8 protein-coding genes are annotated in these 10,893 nt (G+C 71.1%); 6 read left to right on the top strand and 2 right to left on the bottom strand.

What is annotated here, in order from left to right; genetic code table 11:
- Window positions 1-324: 324 nt before the first annotated feature.
- A complete protein-coding gene (locus ACFW2Y_RS31185) occupies window positions 325-831 on the top strand; it encodes a hypothetical protein (protein ID WP_384885797.1) in 507 nt (168 codons plus the stop codon).
- An 88-nt stretch (window positions 832-919) separates the two neighbouring features.
- Here ACFW2Y_RS31185 and ACFW2Y_RS31180 read toward each other — a convergent pair whose 3' ends face one another.
- Window positions 920-1,837 (bottom strand): CAP domain-containing protein, encoded by a 918-nt coding sequence (locus ACFW2Y_RS31180; RefSeq protein ID WP_384885795.1) that lies wholly within the window; start codon window positions 1,835-1,837, stop codon window positions 920-922.
- 180 nt (window positions 1,838-2,017) lie between these two features.
- Here ACFW2Y_RS31180 and ACFW2Y_RS31175 point away from each other — a divergent pair, with 180 nt between their 5' ends.
- The 4 genes from ACFW2Y_RS31175 to ACFW2Y_RS31160 all read left to right on the top strand — a co-directional run bounded on the left by ACFW2Y_RS31175 (window position 2,018) and on the right by ACFW2Y_RS31160 (window position 8,324).
- The gene (locus tag ACFW2Y_RS31175; RefSeq protein WP_384885794.1) at window positions 2,018-2,299 is read left to right on the top strand and encodes an acylphosphatase; all 282 of its coding nucleotides are present in this window, start codon (window positions 2,018-2,020) and stop codon (window positions 2,297-2,299) included.
- Between the two features lie 389 nt (window positions 2,300-2,688).
- Window positions 2,689-2,907: a hypothetical protein gene (locus ACFW2Y_RS31170; protein ID WP_384885793.1), complete on the top strand. Its 219-nt coding sequence runs from the start codon at window positions 2,689-2,691 to the stop codon at window positions 2,905-2,907.
- A gap of 231 nt (window positions 2,908-3,138) precedes the next feature.
- Entirely contained in the window at window positions 3,139-6,699 is a 3,561-nt protein-coding gene (gene smc / locus ACFW2Y_RS31165; RefSeq protein WP_384885791.1) for a chromosome segregation protein SMC, read from the top strand.
- Window positions 6,700-6,890: 191 nt separating this feature from the next.
- The gene (locus ACFW2Y_RS31160) at window positions 6,891-8,324 is read left to right on the top strand and encodes a sugar porter family MFS transporter (RefSeq protein WP_384885789.1); all 1,434 of its coding nucleotides are present in this window, start codon (window positions 6,891-6,893) and stop codon (window positions 8,322-8,324) included.
- A 43-nt stretch (window positions 8,325-8,367) separates the two neighbouring features.
- Here the strand turns inward: ACFW2Y_RS31160 and ACFW2Y_RS31155 are convergent, their stop codons facing one another.
- A complete protein-coding gene (locus tag ACFW2Y_RS31155) occupies window positions 8,368-9,339 on the bottom strand; it encodes an LLM class flavin-dependent oxidoreductase (protein ID WP_384885787.1) in 972 nt (323 codons plus the stop codon).
- A 308-nt stretch (window positions 9,340-9,647) separates the two neighbouring features.
- On the opposite strand from ACFW2Y_RS31155, the gene ftsY reads away from it, so the two are divergent.
- Window positions 9,648-10,850, top strand: coding sequence for a signal recognition particle-docking protein FtsY (gene ftsY / locus ACFW2Y_RS31150; RefSeq protein ID WP_384885786.1), 1,203 nt, complete (start codon window positions 9,648-9,650; stop codon window positions 10,848-10,850).
- Window positions 10,851-10,893 lie beyond the last annotated feature (43 nt).

The raw sequence follows: 10,893 nt of genomic DNA, 5'->3' as shown, positions 1-10,893 counted from the left end.
CACCGGCACCGGTGACGGGGTCCCCTCACATGTGCTCGCTCGTGTGCGGGACGGCTGCCCCGAGGAATCCCCGTGGCCGAAGAAGTGAAGGGCCGGGTCTCTGGCCTGCGAGCCAACCGCCGCTGACTCCACTGAGCTGCGGGGGCCAGGCGGCTGTTGTCATCGTTGTGCGTCCTCGGTCGCCTCCGTGCGGCCCCCGACCAGGACCAACGGTAGGGGGCCGTCAGCTTGTCCGGTCGTCGTGATGGCCTTTCGTTCCCCGTTGCTCCCTGTCCGATCGGGCGCGGGCGGGGCGCGTAGGGCGCGAACCCGAAGGTCAGCCGGATGATCAGGAACAGTGCGCTCGACCCGCCGGAACCCGTGGCCACGGCATCGAGCATGATGGCCGCCATGCTGCTGACCTTGAGCCCCGACGGCCGTCAGACCCGTGAATTCACCTGCGACTGCTGCAATGCCCCCAGGGAACGGGCCTGGGACTTCATCCACGCGGACGGCGCCCCGTACGCCGTGTACTTCGCCGACTGTCATCACCACACGGACCGGGACCACGACGCGTGGATCGACGTCATCTTCGGAACCTGGGGCGTCGGCCCGGAGGAGTGGACCGATCACGTTGCCTTCGGCTGCCGGGTCGGTCCGGTGCAGGGGCAGACGTCCCCCGCGTCCACCCTGGTGACCGCCGGCCTCGCGCATCCGAACGGGCCGCTCTTCGGGCGCAAGCTCGATCGGGAAGCAGCGCTTCAGCACCCGCTGCTGAACGACTTCTGGAAGGTCTCGGACTTCATCCTGGAGAACGACCCCCTGGTACGGGGGCACCTCTACGGCCGCTAGGACGTGGACGCAGTGTGGGCCGCCTCGGGTGCCGATCACGGCCCCGGGCGACCCATACGCATGTGCAGGGCTCTGACCCGCGGGAATCTCAGTAGCCGAAGTCCTGGGTCCACCAGGGCCCGCCGTCGCCGAAGGCGACGCCGACACCGAGTGTGGTGAAGTCGCAGTTCATGATGTTGGCCCGATGGCCGTCGCTGTTCATCCAGGACGCCATCACGGCTGCCGCATCCACCTGGCCGCGGGCGATGTTCTCGCCGCCCATGCCCGTGATGCCCGCCTGTTCCGCCCGGGCCCAGGGGGTGTCGCCGTCCGGGTCCGTGTGGTCGAAGAAGTTGCGGGTCGCCATGTCCGCGCTGAAGGCACCGGCCAGTGCCGCGAGCCGTGCGTCCGCGCGCACCGGGGTGCAGCCCGCCTTCGCGCGTTCGACGTTCACCAGTCGGAGGACCTCGGCCTCCGCGGCCTGGCTGCGGTCGGCGGTGGAGGCGACCGGGGCCTTCCTGCTCGGCGACGCCGAGGACGGGGTCGGCTTCGGGGCGGGCGCCTTGGTGGTGGGTGCGGCCGAGGTCTTCGGGGCCGCGGGCTTCGCCGTGCTGGGGGCCTTCGTCTTCGTCGGGGTCGGCTTGGGGGTCGGTTGGACAGTCGCCTTCGGGCTAGGCGTCGCGGTCGGGGAGGCCGGGGGCGTGCCCTCGGCCGCCCCCGTACGCGCAGTCGTGCGGCCGGACTCGCTGGCCGGGGTCGGCGCGGTACCGCCCTGCGTGGTCAGTTCCGGAGCCTGTCGGGACTGGACGGGTCGCTCGCCGGCGCTCGTGCTGCCGAGGGTGAGGGTGTCCCCGCCGGGCAACAGGCCGGAGGTGACGGCGATGGCGCCTACCGCGACCGCCGCGGAGGCGCCGAGCAGCCCGGTGCGTACGGGGCGCCTGCGACGGGTACCCCGCTGCGGGCGGGCCGAAGCGGCCGCGTAGTCTTCTGCGGCGGGTGTGGCGCCGGAGCGACGGTGGCGTCCCATCTGCCCTGCCTTCCTCTACTGGCCTTTGCTTGCTTTGCCGATCTTTGCTCTCGGCACCGTTCTGGCTGGGCGACCGAACGGCGCGCGCCCATACGGGTGAGGTGTGTTCGGTCGGGACTGTACGCCATGGAAGGCAGGGGCGATGTGCTCATCTGGCAATCCGCCGGCTAGCGTGCAGCCATGAATGACGACGTGCGGATGACCGCCTGGGTGCGCGGCCGGGTACAGGGAGTGGGCTTCCGCTGGTTCACCAGGGCAAACGCCTTGGAGATCGGCAGCTTGGTCGGCTTCGCCCTGAACCTCGATGACGGACGGGTGCAGGTGGTGGCCGAGGGGCCGCGTGAGAATTGCCACCGTTTGCTCGATTGGCTGCGCTCCGACGACACTCCCGGGCGCGTGGACGGCGTCACTGAGATCTGGGGCACACCGCGCGGCGGTTACGAGGGCTTCGCCATTCGTTGACGATCATGAGGGGCGGCCCCGTTCGGTGACCGAGGGCGGTGCCCCACGGACACCCGGTAACGGGTGCGTGACCAGCGAACCGCCTGATGGTTGCCAACGGCCGTCCGTCGTGGAAGGCTGCGCGGTAAGAATGATCGCGACGCCCCGTGGCGCCGAGTGCGAAGGCCCCCTCGCTCACCGAGCGCCGGTGGACTCCTCGGTCGCCCCTTCAAACGGGGCGTGATCGTGTTGACCGTCAAACTTTTTGGTGAGACTCTGGAAGCCCCGCGCACCTTCGCTGTTTGGCAGTGGAACCGGCACGACAAGCAGTACTGCCGAGCACCGCGGGTGCGAATCCCTCACGACCCACACCGCTTCGGTCGGTCACTCATTGTGGAGGACCATCCATCATGGCAAAGGCGCTTCTCGGTTACGTCGGCGGCTCCGACCCGCGACTCCTCGCCGAGATGCGACGGCTTCAGCAGCGCGTCCAGGACCTCGAATCCGAGCTGGTACGGATCCAGTCCGAGAACGACACGCTCGCTGCTGCCGCCGCTCAGCACCAGGGAGACTCGCTGCTGAACAGCATCGACCTCGACGTACCCCAGGCAGAGCCTGCGCTCACCTGACAACCCAGCCCCGAGGGGCCAGGTGGGAAACAATCTCGTCGGCGCAGCCGGATCACACACAGCTGATCGTGCAGGACGATCCATAGGCACGACAGCTGGACTCGCAAGGGGCGCTTCGGCGTCCCTTCTTTCTTTCACCCGTTGTTTCCCCCGCGTCCCACCCCTCCTCATCCGAGGATCTGCCCCACGTCATCACGGGTGAAACGCACGGACCCCGGTAGAGTCCCCGGAGTGCACCTCAAGGCCCTGACCCTCCGCGGATTCAAGTCGTTCGCATCGGCCACCACCCTTCGGTTCGAACCGGGAATCACCTGCGTGGTGGGACCCAACGGGTCGGGCAAGTCCAATGTCGTGGACGCCCTCTCCTGGGTCATGGGCGAGCAGGGCGCCAAGTCGCTGCGCGGCGGCAAGATGGAAGACGTCATCTTCGCCGGCACGACCGGGCGCCCCCCGCTCGGCCGCGCCGAGGTCTCGCTGACCATCGACAATTCCGATGGCGCGCTCCCCATCGACTACGCCGAGGTCACCCTCACCCGGATCATGTTCCGGGGCGGCAGCAGCGAGTACCAGATCAACGGGGACACCTGCCGCCTGCTCGACTTCCAGGACCTGCTCTCCGACTCCGGCATCGGACGGGAGATGCACGTCATCGTCGGTCAGGGCCAGCTCGACTCCGTGTTGCACGCCGATCCGATGGGTCGTCGCGCCTTCATCGAGGAGGCAGCCGGGGTCCTCAAGCACCGCAAGCGGAAGGAGAAGGCGCTGCGGAAGCTGGATGCGATGCAGGCGAACCTCGCGCGCGTCCAGGACCTCGCCGACGAACTCCGCCGCCAGCTCAAGCCGCTCGGCCGCCAGGCCGCCGTCGCCCGCCGCGCCGTGGTCATCCAGGCCGACCTGCGCGACGCCCGGCTCCGTCTCCTCGCCGACGACCTCGTACGGCTCCAGGAAGTCCTGCAGGCCGAGGTCGCTGACGAAGCGGCCCTGCTCGCCCGCAAGCAGGCCACCGAGACCGAGTTGCGCGCGGCCCTCGCCCGTGAGGCCGAACTCGAGGCCGACGCGCGCACCCTCGTGCCCCGCCTGGAGCGCGCCCAGCAGAGTTGGTACGACCTCTCCCGGCTCGCCGAGCGGGTGCGGGGGACCGTCTCGCTGGCCGACGCGCGGGTGAAGAGTGCCACCGCCGCCCCCGTCGAGGAACGCCGCGGCCGCGCCCCGGAGGACCTGGAGCAGGAGGCCGCCCGGGTCCGTGAACAGGAAGCCGAACTCGAAGCCGCCCTGGAGGTCGCCGAACGCGCCCTGGAGGTCGCCGTCGCCGACCGCGCGGAACTGGAGCGGTCCCTTGCGGAGGAGGAGCGCCGGCTCAAGGACCTGGCCCGCGCCAGCGCCGATCGGCGCGAGGGCCTGGCCAGGCTGCACGGCAAGGTCAGCGCCGCCCGCTCGCGCGCCGCCGCCGCCCAGGCGGAGATCGATCGTCTCGCCGCCGCCCGTGACGAGGCCGCGGAGCGGGCGGCCGTCGCCCAGGAGGAGTACGAGCAGCTGAAGGAGGAGGTCGAGGGGCTCGGCGCGGAGGACGTGGCGCAGGGCGAGCGGTACGAGGCCGCCCGCCGCGAACTCGCCGAAGCCCAGGCCGCCCTGGGCGCAGCCCGCGAGGCCGTCGGTGCCGCCGAGCGCAGCCGCGCCGCCACCCGGGCCCGGCACGACACCCTCGCCCTCGGGCTGCGCCGCAAGGACGGCACCGGCGCACTGGTCTCCGCCGGGCTCGCCGGACTCCTGGGTCCCGCGGCCGAACTGCTCACGGTCGAAGCGGGGTACGAGGCCCCCCTGGCCGCGGCCCTCGGTGCCGCCGCCGACGCGCTCGCCGCCGCCGGCCCCACCGCCGCCACCGAGGCCCTGCGCCTGTTGCGCAAGCAGGAAGCGGGGCGGGTGTCCCTGCTGCTGGCCGGAGCGCCGGACCCGGTTGCGACCCCGGACGCGGAGGGCTACCGGTGCGCCGCCGACCTGGTCAGCGGGCCCGTCGAACTGCTCGGTGCGGTCCGCCGGTTGCTGGCCGGGGTCGTGGTCGTCCAGGACCTCGACGAGGCCGTCGAACTGGTCAGGGGTCGACCGGAGTTGACTGCCGTCACCATCGAGGGCGACCTCCTCGGGGTGCACTTCGCGCACGGCGGATCCGCTGCGGCGCCCAGCCTGCTCGAAGTCCAGGCCGCGGTCGACGAGGCCGCTGCGGAACTCGTCGAACTGGGCCTGCGGTGCGCGGAACTGGCGACCGCCCAGCAGGAGGCGGCCGAGCGGTACCGCGTCGCCGGCGTGCACGTGGAGGAGCTCGACGGGCAGCGCAGGGAGACCGACCGGGAGAAGTCGTCGACCGCACAGCGGCTCGGCCGGCTGGCGGGGCAGGCCAAGGGGGCCGCGGGGGAGGCCGAGCGCACCGCTGCGGCCGTCACGCGGGCCCGGGAGTCCTTGGAAGAGGCGACCGCCGAGGCCGAGGAGTTGGCCGAGCAACTGCTGGTCGCGGAGGAAGCGCCGGCCGAGGAGGAGCCCGACACCGTCGTGCGTGACCGGCTCGCCGTCGACGGCTCCCGGGCGCGCCAGGTCGAGATGGAGGCACGGCTCCAGGTCCGCACCCATGAGGAGCGGGGCAAGGGGATCGCCGGACGGGCCGATGCGCTCGACCGGGCCGCCCGGGCGGAGCGGGAGGCGCGCGTGCGCGCCGAGCAGCGCCGGGTCCGACTCCGCCACGAGGCGGAGGTCGCGGGTGCGGTCGCCGCCGGCGCCCGGGGCCTGCTGGCCCACGTGGAGGTTTCGTTGGCCCGTGCCGAACGGGAGCGGGTCGCGGCCGAAGCCGCGAGGGCGGATCGGGAGCAGGGCCTGACCGTCGCCAGGGCCCGGGGTCGTGACCTCAAGGCCGAGCTCGACAAGCTGACCGATTCCGTCCACCGGGGCGAGGTGCTCGGCGCGGAGAAGCGCTTGCGGATCGAGCAACTGGAGTCGAAGGCCCTGGAGGAGTTCGGGGTGGAGTCGACCGACCTGGTTGCCGAGTACGGCCCGGACCAGCCGGTGCCCCCCTCACCGGCGGCCGAGGGCGAGGTGCTGCCCGAGGAGGCCGACCCGGACGATCCGCAGGACCCCCGCAATCGACCGCGGCCGTTCGTCCGTTCGGAGCAGGAGAAGCGGCTGAAGGCCGCCGAGCGGGCGTACCAACGGCTCGGCAAGGTCAATCCGCTGGCCCTGGAGGAGTTCGCGGCCCTGGAGGAGCGGCACAAGTTCCTCTCGGAGCAGTTGGAGGACCTCAAGAAGACCCGCACCGATCTGCTTCAGGTCGTGAAGGAGGTCGATCTGCGCGTCGAGCAGGTCTTCACCGAGGCGTACCGGGACACGGCCCGGGAGTTCGAAGGCGTCTTCTCCCGGCTCTTCCCGGGCGGCGAGGGGCGGCTCGTCCTGACCGACCCGGACGACATGCTCACCACCGGGGTGGAGGTGGAGGCCCGCCCGCCGGGCAAGAAGGTCAAGCGGCTGTCGCTGCTGTCCGGCGGCGAGCGCTCGCTCACCGCCGTGGCGCTGCTGGTTTCCATCTTCAAGGCCAGGCCCAGCCCGTTCTACGTGATGGACGAGGTGGAGGCGGCGCTCGACGACACCAACCTCCAGCGGCTGATCGGGATCATGCGGGAGCTCCAGGAGTCCTCGCAGCTGATCGTGATCACGCACCAGAAGCGGACGATGGAGGTCGCGGACGCGTTGTATGGCGTGTCCATGCAGGGAGACGGCGTCTCGAAGGTGATCAGCCAGCGGTTGCGCTGAGGACCTCTCCCTCTTATTCGTTCAAGTTGTGAACATGGACGACCTTGAGATGCTCGTAAAGTCACATGACATCGACTATTGACTTCGAAACTTGAAGGCATAGTCTCTGCAACGTTGCTTTTACCTTCACGTGGTGGGCGGCGTGAAGTTGTGCGCCACTGGAAGGGCTCGCCCCCCACCCAGGAGTCCATGTGACCAGCACTGCGCAGGCGCCCACGCCGCCGCCTTCTGAAGGCCGAGCCGCTCACCCGGACCACCTCGGCCACGTCATCTTCATCACGGCCTCCGCCGCGATGGGCGGTTTCCTCTTCGGCTACGACAGTTCCGTCATCAACGGGGCCGTCGAGGCGATCCGCGACCGCTACGACATCGGCTCCGGCACCCTCGCGCAGGTCATCGCGATCGCCCTGATCGGCTGCGCGATCGGTGCCGCGACCGCGGGCCGGATCGCCGACCGCATCGGCCGCATCCGGTGCATGCAGATCTCCGCGGTGCTCTTCGCCGTCAGCGCCGTGGGTTCCGCACTGCCCTTCGCCCTCTGGGACCTCGCCCTCTGGCGGATCATCGGCGGCTTCGCCATCGGCATGGCCTCCGTCATCGGTCCGGCCTACATCGCCGAGGTCGCCCCCGCCGCCTACCGCGGTCGCCTCGGTTCCTTCCAGCAGGCTGCGATCGTCATCGGCATCGCCATCTCCCAGCTGGTCAACTACGGCATCCTCCAGCTCGCCGACGGCGAGCAGCGCGGCAAGATCGGCGGCCTGGAGGCATGGCAGTGGATGCTCGGGGTGATGGTCGTCCCCGCCCTCCTCTACGGCATGCTGTCCTTCGCGATCCCCGAATCCCCCCGCTACCTCATCTCCGTCGGGAAGGTCGACCGGGCCAAGGTGGTCCTCGCCGAGGTCGAGGGCCACGAGGTCAACCTCGACCACCGCGTCGCCGAGATCGACCGGGCCATGCGCAGCGAGCACAAGTCCACCTTCAAGGACCTCTTCGCCGCCGGGAGCCGGTTCCGACTGCTGCCCATCGTCTGGGTCGGCATCGGACTCTCGGTCTTCCAGCAGCTCGTCGGCATCAACGTGGCCTTCTACTACTCCGCGACCCTCTGGCAGTCCGTCGGCATCGACCCGTCGAGCTCCTTCTTCTACTCCTTCACCACGTCGATCATCAACATCATCGGCACCGTGATCGCGATGGTCCTGGTCGACCGGGTCGGCCGCAAGCCGCTGGCCCTCGTCGGCTCCGTCGGCATGGCGATCGCCCTCGCCTTCGAAGCATGGGCCTTCTCCGCCGACCTCGTCGACGGCAAGCTGCCCGAGACCCAGGGCGTGGTGGCCCTCGTCGCCGCCCACGTCTTCGTGCTCTTCTTCGCCCTCTCCTGGGGCGTGGTGGTCTGGGTCTTCCTCGGCGAGATGTTCCCCAACCGGATCCGCGCGGCAGCCCTCGGTGTGGCCGCTTCCGCCCAGTGGATCGCCAACTGGGCCATCACCGCCAGCTTCCCGTCCCTCGCGGACTGGAACCTCTCCGGCACCTATGTGATCTACACGACCTTCGCCGTGCTCTCGATCCCCTTCGTGCTCCGGTACGTCAAGGAGACCAAGGGCAAGGCGTTGGAGGAGATGGGCTAACCCCCGCTGCCCCCTCCTCGCGACGACTGCCCCGGCCGAGGCCTCACGCCTCCAGCCGGGGCAGTACGTCGTCGCAGAACAGCCGCAGGCTCCGCCACCCCTCCTCGATCGGCATCCCGCCGCACAGCGGGTGGAGCACCAGGCTCTCCAGCCCGAGCCCCGCGCACTCCTCCGGGGTGACGACCCGGTAGACGCCCTCCTCCCGCAGCTCCGCGACCGAACCCGCCGCCGAGCGCACCGCCGAGCGGATGTCCCCGGACTGCCAGGAGGCGTACGTCCGTGCCTCGTGGAGGAAGTGTTCCCCGTGCTCCGCCCAGGTCCGGTCCGGGTCCTCCGACAGGTGGAGCAGCGGGGTCTGCTCGGCCGGCATCATCGTCCACCCCTCCGTGCCGTACTCGGCGCACCGCTCCCGGTAGTACGCATCGAGTTCCGGCAGGTGCGCGCTCGGGAAGAAGGGCAGCCCGAGTCGTGCCGCCCGCCGCGCCGCCGCCCTCGACGACCCCCCGACCAGCAGCAGGGGGTGGGGGCGGGTGAAGGGGCGCGGGGTGACCCGCACCGTACGGCCCCGGTAGGTGAAGGGCTCCCCGGTCCAGGCGGCGAGCAGGGTCTCCAACAGCAGGTCCTGCAGCTCGCCGCGCCGCCCCCAGTCGACGCCGCGCTCCTCGTACTCCTCCGGCCGGTAGCCGATCCCGGCCACCGTCACCAGTCGTCCCCCGCTGAGCAGGTCCAGGACCGCCATCTCCTCGGCCAGCCGCAGGGGGTCGTGCAGCGGCCCGATGATCGCCGAGACGGTGACCGCGATCCTGCGCGTGGCGCCGAAGACCGCGCCTGCGAAGGCGAAGGGGGAGGGGAGCCAGTTGTCCTCGACCCCGTGGTGCTCCTCGGTCTGCACGGTGTCGACGCCGTGCCCGTCGGCGTACGCGGCCATCGCGAGGGCGGCCCGGTAGCGCTCCGACAGCGATTCGGGGGTCGCCAGGGGATCGACGAGGTTGAACCGTACGACGCTGAACGGCACGGGAGGTCCCCCTTCGCGGGTGTGCGGCGGGAGGACCCTAGCTGACGAGTCGTCAGATGGGAACGGCCCGGTCGGCTCCGACGGCCGGCCGCGGGACCTCCGCACCGCGGCGGCCCGGCCGGAGCGGCACCGGGTGCCCCGTCGGAGTCGTGTGGGCGGCCCCGCACCGGCACTCCCGGCCCCGGACCCCGGGAACCGCTGGTCAGAGAGGCGCGATCCGACGCCGAGCGGCCCGTTCGACCAACGGGGGCGCGTCCCGCACGGGGAACGAGGGGATCCGGGGAGGCCGCGCCATACTGGTGAGCGTTATGGAACTCATCCTTGCTGTAGTCATCGCTCTGGTCGTCGTGGTCGCCGTGACGAGCGGACTCGTGATCAGCGGTCGCAAGAAGAAGCAGCTGCCGCCGGCCGAGCCGCCGTCCACCACGCCGACCATCACCGCTCCGCCCGCCGAACCGCACGTCGGCGAGGAGGCGGAGACGCCGCGGGAGGAACCACGCCGCACGGTCGAGGAGGTCGAGCTCCCCGCCGAAGCGGCCCCCGAGGCCCCCGTCGTCGAGGAGCCCGCGGCTCCCGAGATCGAGGTGCCCGAGCCCACGGCCGGCCGCCTCGTGCGGCTCCGGGCCCGGCTCGCCCGCTCCCAGAACTCGCTGGGCAAGGGGCTTCTCACGCTCCTGTCCCGCGAGCACCTCGACGAGGACACCTGGGAGGAGGTCGAGGAGACCCTCCTCACGGCCGACGTCGGCGTCGCCCCCACCCAGGAGCTCGTGGACCGGCTGCGCGAGCGCGTCAAGGTACTCGGCACCCGTAGCCCCGAGGAGCTGCGCGGCCTGCTCCGCGAGGAGCTCGTCGCGCTCCTCGGCGACTTCGACCGCACGGTGAAGACCGAGAGCCCCGAAGACACCCCTGGCGTGGTCATGGTCGTCGGCGTCAACGGCACCGGCAAGACCACCACCACCGGCAAGCTCGCCCGCGTCCTCGTCGCCGACGGCAAGTCCGTCGTCCTGGGCGCGGCCGACACCTTCCGCGCCGCCGCCGCCGACCAGCTCCAGACCTGGGGCGAGCGCGTCGGCGCCCGGACCGTGCGCGGCCCGGAGGGCGGCGACCCGGCGTCGATCGCCTTCGACGCGGTCAAGGAGGGCATCGCGGAGAAGGCCGATGTCGTCCTCATCGACACCGCGGGCCGGCTCCACACCAAGACCGGTCTCATGGACGAGCTCGGCAAGGTCAAGCGCGTCGTCGAGAAGCACGGCCCGCTCGACGAGGTCCTCCTCGTGCTCGATGCCACCACCGGCCAGAACGGCCTGATCCAGGCCCGGGTCTTCGCCGAGGTGGTCGACATCACCGGCATCGTGCTGACCAAGCTCGACGGCACGGCCAAGGGCGGCATCGTGGTCGCCGTCCAGCGCGAGCTGGGCGTCCCGGTCAAGTTGGTCGGCCTCGGCGAGGGGCCGGACGACCTCGCCCCCTTCGAGCCGGGTGCCTTCGTCGACGCCCTGATCGGCGACTGAGCTCGGCCACGACGTGCGGAGGGGCCCCGTCACCGGGCAGGTG

This window comes from Streptomyces sp. NPDC058877 (genome assembly GCF_042742855.1).
GTDB lineage: Bacteria > Actinomycetota > Actinomycetes > Streptomycetales > Streptomycetaceae > Streptomyces.
The sequence above is the reverse complement of the archived record's forward strand: the minus strand, read 5'-3'. Positions and strand labels throughout refer to the sequence as shown.

Excerpts from the sequence above, each read along its gene's own strand:
- ACFW2Y_RS31185 (WP_384885797.1), top strand. The coding sequence starts at position 325 with ATGATCAGGAACAGTGCGCTCGACCCGCCGGAACCCGTGGCCACGGCA.
- ACFW2Y_RS31170 (WP_384885793.1), top strand. The coding sequence starts at position 2,689 with ATGGCAAAGGCGCTTCTCGGTTACGTCGGCGGCTCCGACCCGCGACTC.
- ftsY (WP_384885786.1), top strand. The coding sequence starts at position 9,648 with ATGGAACTCATCCTTGCTGTAGTCATCGCTCTGGTCGTCGTGGTCGCC.
- ACFW2Y_RS31175 (WP_384885794.1), top strand. The coding sequence starts at position 2,018 with ATGAATGACGACGTGCGGATGACCGCCTGGGTGCGCGGCCGGGTACAG.
- ACFW2Y_RS31180 (WP_384885795.1), bottom strand. The coding sequence starts at position 1,837 with ATGGGACGCCACCGTCGCTCCGGCGCCACACCCGCCGCAGAAGACTAC.